Raw genomic sequence first — 21,273 nt, forward strand, 5'->3', positions numbered from 1 at the left:
CCTGTCCCTGTCCGCGGAACGGACACCGCGCCGCCCCGCCCGGCACCCCGCGCGCGCCCGGGACGGCCGCACCGGCGCCGCGGAACGCGGGAAGGCTCCCGGCGTACCGGGAGCCTTCCAGGGGTGCGGCGCTGTCGCGGGCGGCCCGTCGCGGGTGTGCCCCGCACGGGCGTACCGCCGCGGGCGGGGTGTTACTTCAGCCGGGTGCCGGTGGAGCGCAGGTTGCCGCAGGCGGTCAGGACGCGCTCGGCCATCCCCTTCTCGGCGGCCTTGCCCCAGCTCCGCGGGTCGTAGACCTTCTTGTTGCCGACCTCGCCGTCGACCTTCAGCACACCGTCGTAGTTGCTGAACATGTGCGCGGCGACCGGCCGGGTGAAGGCGTACTGGGTGTCGGTGTCGAGGTTCATCTTCACGACGCCGTTCTGCAGCGCGGTGGCGATCTCCTCCTCGGTGGAGCCGGAGCCGCCGTGGAAGACGAAGTCGAACGGCTTGCTGCCCGCGGGCTTGTCGAACTTCTCGGAGACACCCTGCTGGAGGTCCTTGAGCAGTTCGGGGCGGAGCACCACGTTGCCCGGCTTGTAGACGCCGTGCACGTTGCCGAAGGAGGCGGCGAGCAGGTAGCGGCCCTTGTCGCCGAGGCCGAGGGCCTCGGCGGTGCGGACGGCGTCCTCGACCGTGGTGTACAGCTCGTCGTTGATCTCGTGGGTGACGCCGTCCTCCTCGCCGCCGGTCGGGGTGATCTCGACCTCAAGGATGATCTTGGCGGCGGCCGCCTCGGCGAGCAGTTCCTGGCCGATCGCCAGGTTGTCCTTGAGGGTCTCGGCGGACCCGTCCCACATGTGGGACTGGAAGAGGGGGTTCTCGCCCCGCTGCACCCGCTCGCGGGAGACCGCCAGCAGCGGGCGGACGTAGCCGTCGAGCTTGTCCTTGGGGCAGTGGTCGGTGTGCAGGGCGATGTTCACCGGGTACTTCTTGGCGACGATGTGCGCGAACTCGGCGAGCGCCACCGCGCCGCTGACCATGTCCTTGCTGTACTGCCCGCCCAGGAACTCGGCCCCGCCCGTGGAGATCTGAACGATGCCGTCGCTCTCCGCCTCGGCGAAGCCGCGGAGCGCGGCGTGCAGCGTCTGCGTCGAGGTGACGTTGATGGCGGGGTAGGCGAACGTGCCCTCCTTCGCCCTGTCGAGCATCTCGTTGTAGATCTCGGGGGTTGCGATGGGCATGAGACCGCTCCTTGGGGTGCGTGGTGATCCGGCTTCGGGTCAACGGAACGACGTCATTGTCGTGCCCATCTTCCCAGACGGGGCCGGATGCTCCGGACGGGTGAGTTCACAAATGCACTTAATGCGCGCTGCGGCGCACTAGTCACCGCTCCACGCGCACGCATTCCACCCGAATGCGTTTCACGTGAAACAGCAGCCGCGGACGGACCGGACACTCAGGCCAGTTCGAGGTCGGACAAATCGAACGCATGGACGTACGGCACGCCGGCCCGCTCCATCGCCCCGGCAGCGCCGCGCTCCACGATGGTCGCCACCGCGACCACCTCGGCCCCCGCCTGCCGGGCCGCCTCGACGGCGGTCAGCGGTGAGTTCCCCGTCGTCGAGGTGTCCTCGACGATCAGCACCCGGCGCCCCGCCACGTCCGGGCCCTCGATCCGGCGCTGGAGGCCGTGCGCCTTGCCCGCCTTGCGGACGACGAACGCGTCGAGGTGCCGGCCGCGGGCGGCCGCGGCATGCAGCATCGCCGTCGCGACCGGGTCGGCCCCCAGCGTGAGGCCGCCCACCGCGTCGAAGTCCAGGTGCTCCGTCACATCCAGCATCACCTGGCCCGCGAGGGGCGCCGACTCCCCGTCCAGGGTGACCCGGCGGAGGTCGACGTAGAAGTCGGCCTCCGCACCCGAGGAGAGAGTGACGCGGCCGTGCACCACGGCCTTGTCCTTGATCTGCCGCAGCAGCGCGGCGCGCACGTCGTCGTTCATGAGACCTCAGCCTATGCGCCCCCGGCCCGCGCCCCGCGCCCCGGCACCACCCGCCTACAGCCGCTGCCAGCTCCAGGTGGTCGTCAGCTCCAGCGGATCCAGCGGGGTCACCTGGCGCGGGTGGGAGTTGAGCCCGTTGGGCGGGCCGCTCTGCGGCTCCACGCAGACGGCCTCCGCCGGCTCGTCGTAGACCACCAGGTACTCGGCGCGCGAGGTGATCCGCAAGGACAGCTCCGACGGCCAGGTCAGCGTGGCGTCGACACCGCCCGGCATCCCGAAGCAGTCGTCCCAAGGACCCGGCTGCGGCGCGATCCGCGCACCGGTCGGGATGTGGTCCGCACCCCGCTCCTCCTGCCACTCCGGCGAGAAGTCGAGCCGGACGTCTTCGCCGCCCCGGCCGAGATTGCGCAGGAACCAGGGGTGCCATCCGGCCTGCGCCGGGAAGGAGACGTCGAAGGTCTCGACGGCGAGCTTGAGGGTGAGCGAGCCGCCGTCCTCGGCGAGCTCGACGACCTGGGTCACCCGGCCCTCCCAGGGCCACGGGTCGGTCAGGTCGTAGGTGAAGGACGCCTTGGTGTCGGTGCCGCCGGGCGTCTGGCGCCAGACCGCGTCGCGAACGGTGCCGTGGAGGGCGTGCACTCCGCTGTTCAGCGGGAGTTGAAACATCTCGCCGCCGTTGCGGAACCGTCCCTGCGCGGTGCGGCCGCACCAGGGCGCCATCACGAAGGAGCCGTACTGCGGCCCCTGGCGAAGGAGTTCGGTGCCGCCCACCCGGAGGGAGGCGAGCCGGCACCCGCGCCCGGGTTCGACCGACACCTCGGTCCCCTGGGCGCTGAGCACAACGGACGTGGCTTCTGCGGAGGTGGGCAGATCAGTCATACAGCGACCATAACGGCGGTGTCAGCAACCCCGCCGCAAGACCCGCTGTCAGCGCCGTCTCCGCAGCACCCGGCCGAGTACGACAGCGCCCGCCACCACCGCGGCGGCGGCCGGTGCGGCCCAGCGCAGGGTGGCGGTCGCCGAACCCTGCTCCGGCGCCGGGACCGGCGCGTACCGGCCGCGCGGCGGGGCGTGGTCCACCTCCTCCGCGCTGCGCCCGATCATCGTGCGCCGGGCGTGCGCGGCCTCCGCATTGAGCCCCTCCGGACTACCGTCGAGCCCCTCGGCACCACGCGGCTCATCCGCCCCGGCTGTCCCGGCTGTTCCCTCGGCGGCGTCGAGCTCCGACTCCTCGTCGCGCCCCAGCGACGAGGGCGGCACCTCGGTCTCGAACAGCGGGGCGCGCTCCGGCTCCGGCTCCGGCTCCGGGATGCCCGGGATCGCGCGCTCGTTGTCGCCCGGGGCGCCGATGCCGCCCGCGACCGGGCCCTCGCTACCCTCCGGCCCCTCGTCGCCGGACGCGCCGTCACCGGACGCCTCCGCCTCCGGGCTGCCCGCGGGCGGTTCGGCGCGGATGCTGTCCCCGAGGGCCGCGGCGAACCTGTCGAGCAGTCGCACCCCCGCCGACGTGGCCGCCTTCTCCTCGAACGCGGCGAGTCTGCCGGTTCCGGTGACCGTGCCGACACAGACCAGCGCCGTGCCCTCGCCGTCGTCGGCCGACCGCGGCTCGACCGAGAGCGCGAGTTCGACCGTGCCCTCGCCGCGGGCCTCGCTGCCGCTGCCCTCGACCTCCAGCCGCTCCAGCGCGTCGGGAGCCGCCGCGGGGCCGGTGCCGCCGTGCGGGGTGAGGGTGAGAGCACCGCGGTAAGTGATGGTCGAGCCGCCGATCCGGACCTTCAACCGGCCGGCCACCCGCTCGGCCCCCCGCCCGTCGGCCGGCTCCTGCTGCTCCTGCTGGTCCTCCTGGAAACCGGGCACACAGCGGGCGACACGGGCGCTGTCGGTGAGAGCGGCCCGCACCGAGCCGACGGAAAGCGGTACGTACACCTCGTGCTCCATGGGCCGGAGCCTATTACCCCGCGGTGCGGCGCACATATGACCGGGCCGCATCTTTCGCGCAGCCGTGTTGGCCGGGCCCGGCCCGCGCCTCGGGGCCCGACCCGGCCCGTTCGTCCCGTCAGCCGGGATAGCGCGGGTGCATCAGCGTGGAGGGGCGGGCCTGCGGATCGCCCCTCGGCAGCGAGGCGGTCCGGCCCCCGGGCAGTTCGCAGTCCTGCGGCGCGGGCCGGGCGTGCCGGGCCAGCAGGAACCCGGCGTCGTCGGCGGCGTCCGGGTAGGGGCAGGGGCTCAGCTCGGCGGCCCGCAGAGTGGCGTGCACGGTCCAGAAGACGCGGGCCCGCTCGGCGGGTGCGCCCGCCCGCACGGCGAGGCGCCCCTCCTCGGCGAGCACCCGCTCGGCGAGACCGTAGAACTCCTGCGAGTACAGCTCGGGACCGGCGACGCGCGGGGCGGCCAGCGCGGAGATCACCACGTCGAACGGGGCGGCCCCGGAGCCCACCCGGTCCCGCAGCCAGTGGAAGGCGTCGGCCCGCACGACCCGGACCCGCCGGTCCTCCAGGGCTCCTCCGTTGAGAGCGCGCAGTCCCGGATCCCGCCGGGCGAGCCGTACGACACCGGGGTCGCCCTCCACCACCGTGACCTCGCGCACCTCCGGATAGCGCAGCACCTCGCGCAGCGCGACCCCGTCGCCGCCGCCGACGACCAGCACCCGGGCGCGCGGGCCGCCGGACATCGCGGGCCGGACCAGGGCCCGGTACTCGGCGCGGGCGCGGCGACCCCGCAGCACCAGCGCACCGTCCCGGAACAGCCGCAGCTCGCCCGCCGCCGACCACTGGCCGCGGGTCGCGCCACCGGTCAGGACGAGCTCCTGCCGGTCGGTGCGCACGGCCACCCGGACGTCCTCGCCGAACACCGCACGCCGCGCGGCGTGTTCGAACGGTCCGGTGAACGCCGTCCCCGCCAGCAGTACGAGGAGTACGCACCCGTTGGCCGCCAGCAGTCGACGGCGCACCGGGCCCGTCAGATCGTGGCGGAAGAGCCACTGCACGACCAGCCCTCCGGCCAGCGCGTTCACCACCCCGGTGAGCAGCGCGCCGGCCAACTCCCCGGCCAGCGGCAGCAGCAGGAACGGAAAGGTCAGCCCGCCGACCAGCGCCCCCACATAGTCGGCGGCGAACAGGTCGGCGAGGGCACCGCCCGGATCCTGCGCGCGGATCCGCTGGATCAGGGTCATCAGCAGCGGCATCTCCGCGCCGATCAGCACCCCGATGGTGAAGGAGATGACGACCAGCGCCACCCGGGCTCCGCCCAGCCAGGCGAAGGAGGCGTACATCCCCATGGCCGAGCCGCCGCCGACCAGCGCGAGCAGCGCCTCGACATAGCCGAAGCCCGCGGCGGCGTGGCAGCGCAACCGCTTGGCCAGCAGCGAGCCGACGCCCATCGCGAAGACCATGACGGACAGGACGACGGACGCCTGGGTGACCGAGTCCCCGACCAGCGAGGAGGCCACGGCGACCAGTTCGAGTTCGTAGACGAGACCGCAGGCCGCACACACGAACACCGAGGCGAGGACCAGGCCGCGCCCGAACCCCGCGGGGACGGGCAGCCGGGGGCTCTCCACGGAGGGCGGTGGACGGTCGATCATGGGTGCACGGTACGTCACATCATAGACACCTTAGGTCACTCACATGAGTGCTTCCGGTGTGCCCGGTCCCCCACCGGACCGGTCCCGGCGAGAGGTGCACGGCGCACCGCGTGCCGTGCCGCCCCGGGCCGCCCCGAACCGTGTCGACCGTGCCGGATCACCTCAGGCCATGGCCGGGCCGCGGCGGAGCGGGATCACGGAAGCGCCCTCCGGCCCCGGGGCTCCGCCCGTCCCTCTCCGCGCCCGGGTGGCCACCCGGGTCCGGGTCGAGACCAACGACCCTTCCTGCGGATAGGAATGCCAGGTACGCCAGCGGATCTGCCCCTCGTGCCGCTGGACGAGCAGCGCGGTGAAGGCGCTCGGCGCCCCGGGGAACGTCCCCGCGAAGCCGTGGGGGTGGTCCGCGACCAGCGCGAGCAGCTCCTGCGCGCGCCCGGAGAACGAGCTGGGCGACAACCGCTCGACGCGCGCCGCGAACTCGTACTCCCACCCGGTGAAGCGTTTGGAGACGCCCAGCGGGAGCGGGGTACTGCTGCCCGGCAGGCAGGCGACGGTCTCGCAGCACCCGCCGAAGTCATCGCCGAGCAGGACCTGGTGCGAGGCACCCAGCAGCCGCAACTGCACATGGGTGCCGTCCAGTTCGACATCCATGCAGGCGAGTGCCGGCAGCGGCGCACGACCCAGGTCCCAGGCGAGGTCGTGCGCGCGGGTGTCGGTGTAGGCGGTCTTCAAAGTGGTGAGCATGGGTCGGCTCCGCAGACACGCAGGGAGGAGTGGGCCGCCCCACTCCTCGACCTCCCGCACCTCCGGGCCGGGGACCAGGAGGTGCGGGGACGACAGTTCACGATTCACCGAATCACGGAAACGCCGTACCCACAGCGCTTTTCCCCAGGTTCTACGGATTTCCATCCCATAGGTATGGATGAGGTCATGTGTTCCCTTCCGGCTCAGCCACCGCCGGCTCCGTCCGCCGAGCTCCGGAGCGGGGTACGGGAGGCGGAGCAGAGGCGCGGGCGCCGGGCGCGGTTGCCGGTCGCGGGCGCAGGGCGCGGAGCCCGGGCGCGGGCCGCGTCGCGCGCCCACCGCGCGAGCGCTTCAGTCACCGTCGCCGGATGCCGCGCCGTCGCCGTACGCGGGGCCGTCGCCGTCCGAAGCACCCCCGCCGTACGCGGGGTCGCCGCCGGTCGGAATGTCGCCGTCGTACGAGGTGCGGTTGCCGCGGCCGCCCCGAACCCGCCGGGAGCCGCCGCGGGGCGGGTGGTACCGCGGGCGGCCGGAGACGGCCGGCTTGACGAGCACCGCGACCAGGGCGAAGGCGGTGACGATACCGACGAACACCAGAACTTGGGACATGGGCGCTTCCCCTCGAGTTCTGTGAACGGCAAGTCCCTTCCCGTGCAACCGTGCTGCCGTCCGCAGGCGTAGTCGGCTCCTGCCCGCCGCCGCGGGTGGGCAATGCCGGGTTGAGGAAGACCAGAGCTTGGCGGAGGATGGCTGCCATGACTGCTGGCCACGCCGCCGCCCCCGGAGCGCCGGGGACCGCGGACGCCGCCCGGACGGAGTCCGGCGAGGGGCGCCCGCTGCTCAACCGCCGCCTCGCCGGGTTCGGCACCACGATCTTCGCCGAGATGTCCGCGCTCGCCGTCCGGACCGGCGCGATCAACCTGGGCCAGGGTTTCCCCGACACGGACGGCCCCGAGGAGGTCCGGGAGGCCGCGGTCCGCGCGCTGCGGGACGGCCGGGGCAACCAGTATCCGCCGGGTCCCGGCATCCCCGAACTGCGCACGGCCGTGGCCGAACACCAGCAGCGCTTCCACGGCCTGCGCTACGACCCCGACACCGAGGTCCTCGTCACCGCGGGCGCCACCGAGGCCATCGCCGCCTCGCTGCTGGCGCTGGTCGAACCCGGGGACGAGGTCATCGCGCTGGAGCCGTACTACGACTCCTACGCGGCCTCCATCGCGATGGCGGGCGGCACCCGGGTACCCGTCACCCTGCGCCCCCGGGACGGCGCCTACCACCTCGACCTGGACGAGCTGCGGGACGCCGTCACCGACCGCACCCGGCTCCTCCTCCTCAACACCCCGCACAACCCGACCGGCACCGTGCTGCGCCGCGACGAACTGGCCGCCGTCGCCGAGCTGTGCGTGGAGCGCGACCTGCTCGCCGTCACCGACGAGGTCTACGAGCACCTGGTGTTCGACGGCGCACATCATCCGCTGGCCGGCTTCCCCGGGATGCGGGAGCGCACGGTCACCATCTCCTCCAGCGGGAAGACGTTCTCCTTCACGGGCTGGAAGGTCGGCTGGATCACCGGCACCCCCGCGCTGGTGACCGCCGTACGCGCGGCGAAGCAGTATCTGACCTTCGTGTCGGCGGGGCCCTTCCAGTACGCCGTCGCGGAGGCCCTGGCGCTGCCCGACAGCTACTACACCGATCTGCGCGAGGGCCTGCGCCGCCGACGGGACCTGCTGGCCGACGGGCTGGCGGAAGCGGGCTTCGCGGTGCACCGCCCGCAGGGCACCTACTTCATCACCACAGACATCCGCCCGCTCGGCGCCACCGACGGGGTCGCCTTCTGCCTCGCCCTCCCCGAGCGCGTCGGCGTCGTCGCCGTCCCCACCCAGGTCTTCTACGACCACGCCGCTGAGGGCGCTCCCTACGTCCGCTTCGCGTTCTGCAAGCGGGAGGACGTGCTGGAGGAGGCGGCGCGGCGGCTGCGGGGTGTGGCGGGCACCGGCTGACCCGCCACCCCCGGCGCGCGAGCCCCCCGTGCCCGCGCCCCACACGCGGGACCCGCTCTCCCCCGTGCGTCCCCCGTTCCGCGGGTCCCGCGCGCTTGTCCAGGAGTCTCCCGGCTCGGGATGCTGCGCGGTACCTGACGGATGACAGGGGTCCGGCGGGAACCGGGCACCAGGCACAATGCGGGCCGGGCCCCCGGGCGGGGGTGCGGACAGCACGAGGGGCCGGGCGCATCACCAGGATGCGCCCGGCCCCTCGGGAACTCGGGGTGCCGACGCCGCTACGCGTCGCCGCCCTCGCCCTCGGAGGAGTCGATGTCCTTCTCCAGGCCGAACTGCTCCACCAGCCACTTGTCGAACTCGATGCTGGCGCGCACCCAGCTGACCGTGGACGAGACGAAGTGCTCCAGCGAGACGCCCGTGCCCACCAGCATCTGCGCCTCACCGATCAGCCGGACGCTGCCGTCGTCGTGGGTGTGGCTGTAGACCTTGGGCCACAGGGTGCGACGGTTCCAGTCGTCGATGGCCTCCAACAGCTTGGGCTTGTCCTCGATGGTGTGCGGCCGGTCGTAGAACGTACGCACCGAGAAGACCTGCTGCTCCGCCTCACCCCGGAACATGAAGTAGGTGCGGAACTCCTCCCACGGCGCCGCGAGGTCTCCCTCGTCGTCGACGACGTACTTCAGCTCCATCTGGTCCAGGAGCTGCTTGACGAGATCCTGGTCGGGGATGATCGGTCCGGTGGGACCGGACTCCTCCGGCTCCTCGGGCTGGCCCCCGAAGTTCGGGATCGAGGACGGGTCGATGCTCACGTGGGTGTTCCCTTCATACGGCTTCGGTCATCCTCCCGCACGGGCCCCCCGCGGTGACAACCCTGGGGGTTCGGCCCGGCCGGGGCAGCGGAGGGGCGGCGCCCGCTGCGTGCGGCACCCCGCCACCCTTTCACCGTTTCACCGATTCCGGCACCGACGCCCCGGAATGCCCGGGGTGGCCCGGCACCCGGAGCGCCGTGCCCGCGGGTGCGGAAGGCGGCAGCGGAGAGGCCGGCAGCCGGCCCCTCCGACGGGTTTCAGGCCCCCGCGGCCGCTCCGGCGGTCGAGCCGACCGCCAGCCCCTCCCGCCCCTCGACGTGGTCCACCCGCACGGTGTCGCCGTCGCGGACTTCGCCCGCGAGGATCTCCCGGGCGAGCTGATCGCCGATGGCGGTCTGGACGAGGCGGCGCAGCGGCCGGGCGCCGTAGGCCGGGTCGTTGCCCTCGGTGGCGAGCCAGTCCAGCGCGGCGGGGGTGACGTCCAGCGTCAGCCGCCGCTCGGCGAGGCGGGTCTGCAGTGCGTCGACCTGGAGCCGGGCGATCCGCCGCAGCTCGTCGCCGGCCAGCGCGGAGAAGACGACCAGATCGTCCAGCCGGTTGAGGAACTCGGGCCGGAAGGCGGACCGGACGGCGGCGAGCACCTGCTCGCGCTTCTCCTCCTCCTTCTCCAGGGGATCCATCAGGAACTGGCTGCCCAGATTGGAGGTGAGGATGAGGATGGTGTTGCGGAAATCGACGGTGCGGCCCTGGCCGTCGGTGAGCCGTCCGTCGTCGAGGACCTGGAGCAGCACGTCGAAGACCTCGTGGTGCGCCTTCTCCACCTCGTCCAGCAGGACGACGCTGTAGGGGCGGCGCCGCACGGCCTCGGTGAGCTGGCCGCCCTCCTCATAGCCGACGTACCCGGGCGGCGCGCCGACCAGCCGGGCGACGCTGTGCTTCTCCCCGTACTCGCTCATGTCGATACGGACCATGGCCCGCTCGTCGTCGAAGAGGAAGTCCGCGAGCGCCTTGGCCAGCTCCGTCTTCCCCACGCCGGTGGGACCGAGGAAAATGAACGAGCCGGTCGGACGGTCGGGGTCGGCGATACCGGCCCGGCTGCGGCGCACCGCGTCGGAGACCGCGCGCACCGCCTCCTGCTGCCCGATCAGCCGCTTGCCGAGCTCCTCCTCCATCCGCAGGAGCTTCTGCGTCTCGCCCTCCAGCAACCGGCCGGCCGGAATACCCGTCCAGGAGGCGACGACGTCCGCGATGTCGTCCGAGCCGACCTCCTCCTTGACCATCCTGCTGTCCTGGTCGGCCTGGCCCGCCGCGATCTCCTTCTTGGCCTCTTCCTCCTCCTCGGTGGCGGCCGCCAGCTCGCGCTCGACGGCCGGGATCTCCCCGTAGAGGAGCTTGGAGGCGGTGTCGAAGTCGCCGTCGCGCTGGGCACGCTCGGCCTGGCCGCGCAGCTCGTCCAGGGTCTCCTTCAGCTCACCGACCCGGTTGAGGCCCTGCTTCTCCTTCTCCCAGCGAGCGGTGAGCCCGCGCAGCTCCTCCTCCCTGTCGGCCAGCTCGCGGCGCAGCCGCTCCAGCCGCTCGACGGAGGCGGGGTCGGTCTCCTTGTCCAGGGCCAGCTCCTCCATCTTGAGCCGGTCGACGGCCCGCTGGAGTTCGTCGATCTCCACAGGTGAGGAGTCGATCTCCATCCGGAGCCGCGAGGCCGCCTCGTCCACCAGGTCGATGGCCTTGTCCGGGAGGAAGCGGGAGGTGATGTAGCGGTCCGAGAGAGCGGCGGCGGCCACCAGCGCACTGTCGGAGATCTGCACCTTGTGGTGCGCCTCGTACCGCCCCTTGAGCCCGCGCAGGATCGCGATGGAGTCCTCGACGGTCGGCTCGGCGACCAGCACCTGCTGGAAGCGGCGCTCCAGCGCCGGGTCCTTCTCGATCCGCTCGCGGTACTCGTCCAGCGTGGTGGCGCCGACCATCCGCAGCTCACCGCGGGCCAGCATCGGCTTGAGCATGTTGCCCGCGTCCATCGCCGAGTCGCCGCCGGCGCCCGCTCCGACCACGGTGTGCAGCTCGTCGATGAAGGTGATGATCTGGCCGTCGCTCTCCTTGATCTCGGAGAGCACGGTCTTGAGCCGCTCCTCGAACTCGCCGCGGTACTTGGCGCCCGCCACCATGGCGCCCAGATCGAGAGCGACCAGCCGCTTGTTCCGCAGCGACTCCGGTACGTCGCCCTTGACCACCCGCTGGGCCAGTCCCTCGACGACGGCGGTCTTGCCTACACCCGGCTCACCGATGAGGACGGGGTTGTTCTTGGTGCGCCGGGAGAGCACCTGCACCACCCGGCGGATCTCCTGGTCCCGGCCGATGACGGGGTCGAGCTTGCCGTCCCGGGCCGCGGCGGTCAGGTCGGTGCCGAACTTCTCCAGGGCCTTGTAGGTGCCCTCGGGGTCCGAGTTGGTGACCCGTCGGCTGCCGCGCTGGGCGCTGAAGGCGTCCAGCAGCTTCCGGTCGTCGGCGCCCTGCTGCTCGAGCAGCTCGCCGGTGGCGCCGCCCTTGGCCGCCAGCGCGATCAGCAGGTGCTCGGTGGAGACGAAGCTGTCGCCGAGGTCCTTGGCCCGCTGGGCCGCGTCGGCGATGACGGCGAGCAGGTCGCGGTCGGCCTGCGGCCGGCTCACCGTCTGCCCCTGCACGGTGGGCAGGCCCGCGAGCAGCCGCTCGGCGCCCGAGCGCAGCGCCGCCTGATCGGCCTCGACGCCGGCGATCAGGTCCTGGATGTTCTCGTTGTCCTCGCCCGTGAGCAGGGCGAGCAGCAGATGGGCCGGGGTGATGTCGGGGTGCCCGTCGCTCACCGCCCGGTCGTTGGCCGCGCCGATGGCGTCCCGGCTCTTGTTGGTCAGCTCCGCGTCCACTGTCCTGCGTCCTCCTCCGGTGCTGGCTGCGGGTGCCGTGCCCTGGCGCCCCCTGCGCCCCGATCACCGGCACTTGCTACCCATAGCATGCAACAAGTTGAGTCTATTCCACTCAACCTAGAAACGTCTACGATCCTTCTTGTTTCCCGGCCGCTCCGGCCCGGAAAATCGCCCAACGAGCCGCTCAGCAGCGGCATTTGGAGCTGACAGAGTGAAGATCGGCATTGCTGGCACCCACCGTGTCGCCACGGTGATGGTCACCTCCTCCACCGTCCTGACGGCAGCCGCACTGACCGCCCCGGCCGCCGCGGCAGCCCCCGCGGCCACCGCACCGACCGCCGCCCGCACGGCCGCGACCCCCACGGTCACGGCCGCCAAGAAGCCGTCCGTCACCGCAAGGGGCGGCTATGTGATGAACAGCGGCACCGGCAGGAGCCTCTACACCAAGGCCGCCGACACCCGCCGGTCCACCGGCTCGACCACCAAGATCATGACCGCCCGGGTGGTGCTCGCCCGCAAGAACCTCGACCTCTCCCGGAAGGTCACCATCCGGAAGGCGTACAGCGACTACATCGTCCGCAACACCGCCTCCTCGGCGCGGCTGATCGTCGGCGACAAGGTCACCGTCCGCCAACTCCTCTACGGGATGATGCTGCCCTCCGGATGCGACGCCGCCTACGCGCTCGCCGACACCTTCGGCAAAGGCAGCACCCGCAAAGCCCGGGTGAAGTCCTTCATCGGTTCGATGAACTCCACCGCCCGCGGCCTCGGCCTGAAGAACACCCACTTCGACTCGTTCGACGGCATCGGCAAGGGCCGCAACTACTCCACCCCGCGCGACCTGACCAGGCTCGCCCGCGACGCGATGCGCTCCCCGACCTTCCGCTCGATCGTGAAGACCCGCTCCACCAAACAGAAGACGATCACCAGGAGCGGCGGCTACCGGTACATGAACTGGCGCAACACCAACCCGCTGCTGGGCGGCTACTCCGGAGCGCTCGGCGTCAAGACCGGCTCGGGCCCCGAGGCGAAGTACTGCCTGGTCTTCGCCGCCAAGCGGGGCGGCAAAACCGTGATCGGCACCGTGCTGGCCTCCTCCTCGTCCGCCGGCCGCACGAAGGACGCTAAGAAGCTGCTCTCCTACGGCTTCGCGCGGTAGGACCCGGCAGACCGGCCGGCCTTGCCCCGGAGCCGCTTCCCGGGCCGGTCCCGGCGGCCGCGACCGCCCCACGGGGGTGGCCGCCTGGACCGGGCCCGGGTCACTCCCGGGGCCGGATCACTCCCGGGGCCGGGGCCGCCAGACCACCAGCGCGCTGGACTGGCGCACATCCTCGTAGGGAACCAGATCGCGCCGGTAGGAGGCGTGCACCTGGGCCTCCCGCTGCTGCATCGCCGCCGCGGCGCCCTCCACCGCGGCCGACAGCTCGGCCACCCGCTGCTGGAGCGCCGTGACCTGGTTCTCCAGCTCGATGATCCGCTTGATACCGGCGAGGTTGATGCCCTCGTCCTGACTGAGCCGCTGCACCTCGCGCAGCTGCTCGATGTCGCGGGCCGAGTAGCGGCGGCCCCGCCCGGGCGTACGGTCGGGCGAGACCAGCCCCAGCCGGTCGTACTGCCGCAGAGTCTGCGGGTGCAGCCCCGAGAGCTGCGCTGCGACCGAGATGACGTAGACGGGAGACTCGTCCGTCAGCTCATACGCCGCGGAGCGCCCGGCCGCGAAGCGTCTGCGTCCGTCCCGGCCGTCCACCTCAGTCTCCCTTCGCTGCCTTGAACAACGCGGCCCGCGGATCCTCACCCGCCGTCGCGTCCCGATAGGACTCCAGGGAGTCCTTCGCCTCGTCGTCCAGCGCCACCGGTACCGCGACCTCCACCGTCACCAGCAGATCGCCGCGGGTGCCGTCCTTGCGGACCGCGCCCTTGCCCCGGGCCCGCATGGTCCGCCCGGACGGCGTACCCGGCGGGACCTTGAGGGTGACCGGCGGACCGCCCAGCGTGGGAACCTTCACCTCGCCGCCGAGCGCGGCCTCCGGGAAGGTGACCGGAACGGTGACCGTCAGGTTGTCGCCCCTGCGGCCGAACACCGGGTGCCTGTCCACGTTGACGACGACATACAGATCGCCGTTGGGGCCGCCCCGCTCGCCGGGGGCGCCCTTGCCGCGCAGCCGGATGCGCTGCCCGTCGGTGACGCCCGCCGGGATGCGGACCTGCATCGTGCGCGAGCTGGTCGCCCGGCCGGACCCCTTGCAGGTGTCGCAGGGGTCCTGCGCGATCAGGCCGCGGCCCTTGCAGTCCACGCACGGGTCGGTCAGCGAGAAGCCGCCGCCCGTGCCCCGGGAGACCTGGCCGGTGCCCACGCAGGTGGGGCACACCCGCGGGGTGCCGTTCTTGTCCCCCGTCCCCGCGCAGTCCTTGCACGCGGCGCTGGAGGACATCCGCAGCGGGACCGTGGCCCCGTCCACCGCCTCGGTGAAGCTGAGCGTCACCTCGGACTCGATGTCCTGCCCGCGCCGCGGCTGGGTACGGGTACCGGCTCCGCCGCGGTTGAACAGTCCGCCGAAGACATCGCCGAGCCCGCCGCCGAAGCCCCCGGCACCGCCGGGGCCGCCGGGGCCGCCGGCGCCGCCGCCCTGGCCGCCGAACAGGTCGCCCAGGTCGAAGTTGAACGTTCCGGCGCCGCCCGGCCCGCCCGCGCCGCCGCCGGGCCGGAAGCCGCCGCCGTTGCCGAAGAGGCTGCGCGCCTCGTCGTACTCCTTGCGCCGCTTGGCGTCACCGAGCACGTCGTACGCCTCGGAGGCGTCCTTGAAGCGCTCCTCGGCCTTGGGGTCGCCGGCGTTGGCATCCGGGTGGTTCTCCCGGGCCAGCTTGCGGTACGCCTTCTTGATCTCGGCTTCGGTGGCGTCCTTGGGGACGCCGAGGACCTTGTAGTAGTCCTTCTCGATGAAGTCCTTGGTACTCATCCTCGACGTCCCTCCTCCCGCACGCGGTCAGCCCTCGTCCGGGCCACCGTTCTCCTCTTCAGCCGCCGGTGCCTCGGCACCGGCCTCGCCCTTGCCGCCCGCGGCACCCGGCTGCGGCTCGGCCACGCCGACCCGCGCGGGACGGATGGTCCGCTCGCCGATTCGATACCCGGGCTGCAGGATCTGCACGCACGTCGTCTCCGTGACGTCCGGAGAGTAGGAGTGCATCAGGGCCTCGTGCACCGTCGGGTCGAAGGGCTCGCCCTCCTTGCCGAACTGCATCAGCCCCATCTTGGCCGCGACGGTCTCCAGCGACTCGGCGACCGACTTGAAGCCGCCCACCAGCTCGCCGTGGTCCCGCGCCCGGCCGATGTCGTCCAGCACCGGCAGCAGCTCGGTCAGCAGGTTCGCGACGGCGATCTCCTTGACCGCCTCCCGGTCCCGCTCGACCCTGCGGCGGTAGTTCTGGAACTCCGCCTGCAACCGCTGCAGGTCCTGGGTGCGCTCGTGGAGGGCCTTCCGGGCGGCCTCCAGCTCGGTGGTCGGGCCGCCCTCGGCGGACTCGCCCCGCTGCTGGTCGGCGCCCTCGCCCTCCCAGACGTCCTGTGCGCTCACATCGCCCTCACTCTGCTGGGCGTCCCCGGCCGGCGGCGCCCCGGGCGCCGCCTCCTCGGAGGCGGCGGCCCGGTCCGCGTCACTCGGCTCACCGGCGTCGGCGGGGACGTCGGGCTCCTTGCCGAAGCCCGCGGTCTCCTCCGTCACGCCGCACCGTCCTTGGGCTTCTGGTCCTCGTCGACGATCTCGGCGTCCACGACGTCGTCCTCACCGGCGCCGCCCTCGGCCTTGCCGGCACCGGCCGCGCCGCCCTCGGCACCGCCTTCCTGGGCCTGCTGGGCGTCGGCGTAGAGGGCCTGGCCCAGCTTCTGGCTGGTGGCCGCCACCTTCTCGGACGCCTCGCGGATGGCCGCGGTGTCCTCGCCCTTGAGCTTCTCCTTCAGGTCCTCCAGCGAGGTCTCGACCTCGGACTTGGTCTCGGCCGGGACCTTCTCCTCGTTGTCCTTGAGGAACTTCTCCGTCGTGTAGACGAGCTGCTCGGCCTGGTTGCGCGTCTCGGCGGCCTCGCGGCGCTTGTGGTCCTCGTCGGCGTACTGCTCGGCCTCCCGCATCATCCGCTCGATGTCTTCCTTGGGAAGGCTGGAGCCGCCGGTGACCTGCATCTTCTGTTCCTTGCCCGTACCCAGGTCCTTGGCGGAGACGTGCATGATCCCGTTGGCGTCGATGTCGAAGGTGACCTCGATCTGCGGGACGTTGCGCGGCGCCGGGGGCAGGCCGGTCAGCTCGAACATGCCGAGCTTCTTGTTGTAGGCGGCGATCTCCCGCTCGCCCTGGAAGACCTGGATCTGCACCGAGGGCTGGTTGTCCTCCGCGGTGGTGAAGGTCTCCGAGCGCTTGGTCGGGATGGTGGTGTTGCGCTCGATCAGCTTGGTCATGATGCCGCCCTTGGTCTCGATACCGAGGGACAGCGGGGTGACGTCCAGCAGCAGGACGTCCTTGACCTCGCCCTTGAGCACACCGGCCTGGAGGCTGGCGCCGATGGCCACGACCTCGTCCGGGTTCACGCCCTTGTTCGCGTCCTTGCCGCCGGTCAGCTCCTTGACGAGCTCCGCGACGGCGGGCATCCGGGTGGAGCCGCCGACGAGCACCACGTGGTCGATCTCGCTGAGCTGGATGCCCGCGTCCTTGATCACGTTGTGGAACGGCGTCTTGCAGCGCTCCAGCAGGTCCTGCGTGAGCTGCTGGAACTGCGCCCGGGTCAGCTTCTCGTCCAGGTGCAGCGGGCCCTCGGCCGAAGCGGTGATGTAGGGCAGGTTGATCGTGGTCTCGGTGGACGAGGACAGCTCGATCTTCGCCTTCTCCGCGGCCTCCCGGAGGCGCTGGAGGGCCATCTTGTCCTTGCCCAGGTCCACGCCGTGGCCGGACTGGAACTGCTTGACCAGGTAGTCGACGACCCGCTGGTCCCAGTCGTCACCACCGAGGTGGTTGTCGCCGTTGGTCGCCTTCACCTCGACGACACCGTCGCCGATCTCCAGCAGCGAGACGTCGAAGGTGCCGCCGCCGAGGTCGAAGACCAGGATCGTCTGGTCCTCCTTCTCCAGCCCGTAGGCGAGCGCCGCGGCGGTCGGCTCGTTGACGATCCGGAGCACGTTCATGCCCGCGATCTCACCGGCCTCCTTGGTGGCCTGCCGCTCGGCGTCGTTGAAGTACGCCGGGACGGTGATGACCGCGTCGGCGACCTTCTCGCCCAGGTACGACTCGGCGTCCCGCTTCAGCTTCTGCAGCACGAAGGCGCTGATCTGCTGCGGGTTGAACTCCTTGTCGTCGATACCGATCTTCCAGTCGGTACCCATGTGCCGCTTGACCGACCGGATCGTCCGGTCGACGTTGGTGACCGCCTGCCGCTTGGCCACCTCGCCGACGAGCACTTCGCCGTTCTTCGCGAAGGCCACGACGGACGGCGTGGTCCTGGCGCCCTCGGCGTTGGTGATGACGGTGGGCTCACCGCCCTCGAGAACACTGACGACGGAGTTCGTCGTACCCAGGTCGATGCCGACCGCACGAGCCATTTCGGGTTCCTCCAGCTTGGTCTTGAGTGAAGCTGACTCAAGAGTGCACGACCGAGGAGAATGCGTCAAGAAGCTTGAGCCGAGCCGACTCAACCTCCATGACTACGGTGCGCGCATATCTGGCTGCGAGAGGGTGCGGAGCGGTGCCTCGGAGCCCCGCGACGGCGGCCCGACCCCGGGCCGGGCGGCCCCCGGGGTCGCCCCCGGGGGCCGGCGACGGCGGCCTCGGCCGTGCGGTGACCCGTGCGGGGCGACGCAAATCACCGGGGTGCGCGGTGCAGGGAGTGGCGACGAGTGGGTAGTCTCGTACGGACTGGATAAGTTACTGCTTAGTAAACGCCGCCTCCGTGCTCCGAGGAGCCGCTATGCAACTCGCCGCGATCGTCGTCACGCTGCTGCTCACCGCGGTCGGCGTTGCGCTGTTCGCCCGCGCCATTGCGCAGATCTACCGCTTCGTCAAGCTCGGCCAGCCACTGCCCGCGGGTACCCGCAAGGACAGCCCCAAGCAGCGAACGGCCACACTCCTCCGGGAGTTCCTCGGGCACACGAAGATGAACCGGTGGGGCGTGGTGGGCGTCGCCCACTGGTTCGTGGCGATCGGCTTCCTCACCCTGCCGCCCACCATCGTCAACGCCTACGGCCAGCTCTTCCAGGCCGACTGGACGCTGCCGGTCATCGGCGGCTGGCTGCCGTACGAGATGTACATCGAGTTCATCGGCTTCGCGACCACCGTCGGGATCGCCGTCCTGATGGTGATCCGGCTGCTGAGCCTGCCCTCCAGGGCGGGCCGCAAGTCGCGCTTCGCGGGCTCGAAGATGGGCCAGGCGTACTTCGTCGAGTACGTCATCTTCGTCATCGGCCTGGCCATCATGATGCTGCGCGGCCTCGAGGGCGCCCTGCACCACGTGGACAGCTACGAGCCGGCCTACTTCCTCTCCTACCCGCTGGTCGCGGCGTACAACGGGCTCGACACCGGCACGCTGCAGAACCTCGTCTACCTCTGGGCGCTGATCAAGCTGGGCACGACCATGATCTGGATGATCACGGTCGGTCTGAACACCAACATGGGTGTGGCCTGGCACCGGTTCCTCGCGTTCTTCAACATCTGGTTCAAGCGGGAGGCCACCGGCGGCGCGTCGCTCGGCGAGCTCCAGCCGATGATGTCCGGCGGCAAGGTCATCGACTTCGAGACGGCCCTGGACGACAGCGACGAGGACGCCGAGGAGGTCCGCTTCGGCGCCTCCCAGGTCGAGGACTTCTCCTGGAAGGGCATCCTCGACTTCTCCACCTGCACCGAGTGCGGCCGCTGCCAGTCGCAGTGCCCCGCCTGGAACACCGGCAAGCCCCTCTCGCCGAAGCTGCTGATCATGTCGCTGCGCGACCACGCGTACGCCAAGGCCCCGTATCTGCTGGCAGGCGGCGGCAAGACGATGGAGGGCGCGGAGAAGGCGACCGAGGAGCAGCTCAAGGACGTCCCGGCGGCCGCGCTGGCGGAGGCCGAGCGCCCGCTGGTGGGCACCGCCGAGGAGAACGGCGTCATCGACCCGGACGTGCTGTGGTCCTGCACCACCTGCGGCGCCTGCGTCGAGCAGTGCCCCGTCGACATCGAGCACATCGACCACATCGTCGACATGCGCCGCTACCAGGTGATGATCGAGAGCGCGTTCCCCTCCGAGGCGGGCACGATGCTCAAGAACCTGGAGAAGAAGGGCAACCCCTGGGGCCTGGCCAAGAAGCAGCGGCTGGAGTGGACGAAGGAGATCCAGCAGGACGCCGGCTTCGAGGTGCCGATCGTCGGCAAGACGATCGAGGACCTGACCGAGGTCGAGTACCTGTACTGGGTCGGCTGCGCCGGCGCCCTGGAGGACCGCGCGAAGAAGACCACGAAGGCGTTCGCCGAGCTGCTGCACATCGCGGGCGTCAACTTCGCCATCATGGGCGGCGACGAGAAGTGCACCGGTGACTCGGCCCGCCGGCTGGGCAACGAGTTCCTCTTCCAGCAGCTCGGCGAGGAGAACGTCGGCACGCTGAACACGGCCTTCGGCGAGTCCCTCGGCGAGGACGGCGAGGTGGACCCGGCGACGCGGAAGCCGAAGTCCGCGAAGAAGATCGTCGCCACCTGCCCGCACTGCTTCAACACGCTGGCGAACGAGTACCCGCAGCTCGGCGGGCACTACGAGGTCATCCACCACACCCAGCTGCTCCAGCACCTCATCGACGAGGGCAGGCTGGTGCCGGTCACCCCGGTCGAGGGGCTGATCACCTACCACGACCCCTGCTACCTCGGCCGCCACAACAAGGTCTACACCCCGCCCCGGGAGATCATCGGCCGGGTGCCGGGCCTGCGCAACGAGGAGATGCACCGGCACAAGGAGCGCGGCTTCTGCTGCGGCGCCGGCGGCGCCCGGATGTGGATGGAGGAGCGCATCGGCAAGCGGGTCAACAACGAGCGGGTGGACGAGGCGCTCTCCCTCGACCCGGACATCGTCTCCACGGCCTGCCCGTTCTGCCTCGTCATGCTGACCGACTCGGTCAACGGGAAGAAGAACGACGGCAAGGCCAAGGAGGCGCTGCAGGTCGTGGACGTGGCCCAGCTCCTGCTGGACTCGGTCAAGACGCCCGGCGAGCCTCCGGCGGCCGACGGCGAGACGGAGCCCGAGCCGGAGCCCGAGCCGGAGCCCGCCTCGTAGCACCCAGGTGGCCTGAACCGGGTACTTCGCACCCTCACGATGGCCGGTCCCGTATCCACGGGGCCGGCCGTTGCGCGTTTTCCGGCAAGTCGTGGTCAAATGCGATCAGTTAACGCACCACACGAGCCAAACCACGGTCGCGGTATACCCATCGCCGCGTGCCGGGCCTAGCCTCCTAACCGCACGCACGCGGAGCGGAGCAGCGGGACAGGCGAGGAGGAGCAGCAGGTGGCGGACCGCGAGGCCCCGGGCCCTACGGCCCAGGACGGACCGGCCGAAAACGGCCGGCCGCCGGACCCCGGCCCGCGCGCGATCACCCGGAGCCGCCCCGCCGCCCGGCCCGCCGTCAGGCACACCTCCCGGCCCGCCGCGGCCCGGCCCGCCCTCCGGCCCGCCCCTCGGTCAACGGCGTGGGAAGGTGCCCCATGCTGACACCCGAGCTGCTGTGCCGACTGCGCTTCACCCTCCGCGACCTGCCCAGACTGCGTGCCGAGGTCGAGGCGCGGGCCGCGTCGGCGGGGCTCGGCGAGCCGCGCAGGGGCGAATTCGTCGTCGCCGTCGACGCCGTGGCCACCAACGCCGTCGAACACGCGGGCGGCGGCGGACAGCTCGTCCTGCGCCACCTGCCCGGCGAACTGGAATGCCAGGTCGCCGACTCCGGCCCCGGCTTCACGGAGGACGTCATCCCCGAACTGCTGCCGGGCCTGGACGGCGCCACCAGCGGGCGCGGCCTGTGGCTGGCCCGGCTGGTGACCGACCGGCTGACCGTGGCCGGCGCAACCGGCCAGGGCGCCCTCGTCACCTTCGCCGTCCGCCTCCCCGGAGAGTGACCCTCCCCCCGAGGGAGTGACCTCCTTCCGGAGGAGCGCGCCCTCCTCCCCGGTCCCCTCCCGGCCGGGCCGCCTCCCCCCTCGGTGGGGGTCGCGCGCGCCGGTTCCCCTAGGGGATGTCACAGGTCAGCAGCGATGTCCGGCCATCTCGCCCGGCC

The 21,273-nt window shown here is 71.7% G+C and carries 17 protein-coding genes; 4 read left to right on the forward strand and 13 right to left on the reverse strand.

Annotated elements, in window-relative coordinates:
- Positions 1-191: 191 nt before the first annotated feature.
- The 7 genes from fbaA to P2424_RS29755 form a co-directional block, all read right to left on the reverse strand.
- On the reverse strand, positions 192-1,223 hold the full coding sequence (gene fbaA, locus P2424_RS29725; RefSeq protein WP_276478741.1) for a class II fructose-bisphosphate aldolase: 1,032 nt from the start codon (positions 1,221-1,223) through the stop codon (positions 192-194).
- A gap of 215 nt (positions 1,224-1,438) precedes the next feature.
- Entirely contained in the window at positions 1,439-1,981 is a 543-nt protein-coding gene (gene pyrE, locus P2424_RS29730) for an orotate phosphoribosyltransferase (protein WP_276478742.1), read from the reverse strand.
- A 54-nt stretch (positions 1,982-2,035) separates the two neighbouring features.
- Positions 2,036-2,860, reverse strand: a complete 825-nt coding sequence (locus P2424_RS29735; RefSeq protein ID WP_276478743.1) for an aldose 1-epimerase — start codon at positions 2,858-2,860, stop codon at positions 2,036-2,038.
- Between the two features lie 48 nt (positions 2,861-2,908).
- Positions 2,909-3,919, reverse strand: a complete 1,011-nt coding sequence (locus tag P2424_RS29740) for a hypothetical protein (protein ID WP_276478744.1) — start codon at positions 3,917-3,919, stop codon at positions 2,909-2,911.
- Between the two features lie 118 nt (positions 3,920-4,037).
- Entirely contained in the window at positions 4,038-5,564 is a 1,527-nt protein-coding gene (locus tag P2424_RS29745; protein ID WP_276478745.1) for a polyamine aminopropyltransferase, read from the reverse strand.
- A gap of 162 nt (positions 5,565-5,726) precedes the next feature.
- Positions 5,727-6,308, reverse strand: a complete 582-nt coding sequence (locus P2424_RS29750; RefSeq protein WP_019355040.1) for a DUF2617 family protein — start codon at positions 6,306-6,308, stop codon at positions 5,727-5,729.
- Positions 6,309-6,659: 351 nt separating this feature from the next.
- Complete coding sequence (locus P2424_RS29755; RefSeq protein WP_276478746.1) at positions 6,660-6,917, reverse strand: hypothetical protein; 258 nt, start codon at positions 6,915-6,917, stop codon at positions 6,660-6,662.
- 146 nt (positions 6,918-7,063) lie between these two features.
- Between P2424_RS29755 and P2424_RS29760 the strand changes: the two genes are divergently transcribed.
- Positions 7,064-8,308 carry a pyridoxal phosphate-dependent aminotransferase gene (locus tag P2424_RS29760; RefSeq protein WP_276478747.1) on the forward strand — a complete coding sequence of 415 codons (1,245 nt, stop codon included), beginning with the start codon at positions 7,064-7,066 and terminating at the stop codon, positions 8,306-8,308.
- 278 nt (positions 8,309-8,586) lie between these two features.
- Here P2424_RS29760 and P2424_RS29765 read toward each other — a convergent pair whose 3' ends face one another.
- Together P2424_RS29765 and clpB are read right to left on the reverse strand one after the other, a co-directional pair.
- Positions 8,587-9,117, reverse strand: a complete 531-nt coding sequence (locus P2424_RS29765) for a YbjN domain-containing protein (protein ID WP_276478748.1) — start codon at positions 9,115-9,117, stop codon at positions 8,587-8,589.
- Between the two features lie 257 nt (positions 9,118-9,374).
- Positions 9,375-12,014, reverse strand: coding sequence for an ATP-dependent chaperone ClpB (gene clpB / locus P2424_RS29770; RefSeq protein ID WP_276478749.1), 2,640 nt, complete (start codon positions 12,012-12,014; stop codon positions 9,375-9,377).
- A gap of 211 nt (positions 12,015-12,225) precedes the next feature.
- Between clpB and P2424_RS29775 the strand changes: the two genes are divergently transcribed.
- Positions 12,226-13,173 carry a serine hydrolase gene (locus P2424_RS29775; RefSeq protein ID WP_276478750.1) on the forward strand — a complete coding sequence of 316 codons (948 nt, stop codon included), beginning with the start codon at positions 12,226-12,228 and terminating at the stop codon, positions 13,171-13,173.
- Positions 13,174-13,290: 117 nt separating this feature from the next.
- Here the strand turns inward: P2424_RS29775 and P2424_RS29780 are convergent, their stop codons facing one another.
- The 4 genes from P2424_RS29780 to dnaK are packed head-to-tail and all read right to left on the reverse strand — an operon-like array spanning position 13,291 to position 17,595.
- Positions 13,291-13,761, reverse strand: coding sequence for a helix-turn-helix transcriptional regulator (locus P2424_RS29780; protein WP_074998948.1), 471 nt, complete (start codon positions 13,759-13,761; stop codon positions 13,291-13,293).
- Position 13,762: 1 nt separating this feature from the next.
- Positions 13,763-14,971: a molecular chaperone DnaJ gene (gene dnaJ / locus P2424_RS29785; protein WP_276478751.1), complete on the reverse strand. Its 1,209-nt coding sequence runs from the start codon at positions 14,969-14,971 to the stop codon at positions 13,763-13,765.
- Positions 14,972-14,998: 27 nt separating this feature from the next.
- The gene (gene grpE, locus P2424_RS29790; protein ID WP_276478752.1) at positions 14,999-15,733 is read right to left on the reverse strand and encodes a nucleotide exchange factor GrpE; all 735 of its coding nucleotides are present in this window, start codon (positions 15,731-15,733) and stop codon (positions 14,999-15,001) included.
- Positions 15,730-17,595: a molecular chaperone DnaK gene (gene dnaK / locus P2424_RS29795; RefSeq protein WP_276478753.1), complete on the reverse strand. Its 1,866-nt coding sequence runs from the start codon at positions 17,593-17,595 to the stop codon at positions 15,730-15,732. The genes grpE and dnaK overlap by 4 nt, the downstream gene beginning before the upstream one ends.
- Before the next feature lie 365 nt (positions 17,596-17,960).
- Between dnaK and P2424_RS29800 the strand changes: the two genes are divergently transcribed.
- Positions 17,961-20,285: a (Fe-S)-binding protein gene (locus tag P2424_RS29800; protein ID WP_276478754.1), complete on the forward strand. Its 2,325-nt coding sequence runs from the start codon at positions 17,961-17,963 to the stop codon at positions 20,283-20,285.
- 425 nt (positions 20,286-20,710) lie between these two features.
- Positions 20,711-21,115 (forward strand): ATP-binding protein, encoded by a 405-nt coding sequence (locus P2424_RS29805; protein ID WP_276478755.1) that lies wholly within the window; start codon positions 20,711-20,713, stop codon positions 21,113-21,115.
- Positions 21,116-21,273: the final 158 nt, after the last annotated feature.

The organism is Streptomyces sp. WMMB303 (assembly GCF_029351045.1).
Lineage (GTDB): Bacteria > Actinomycetota > Actinomycetes > Streptomycetales > Streptomycetaceae > Streptomyces.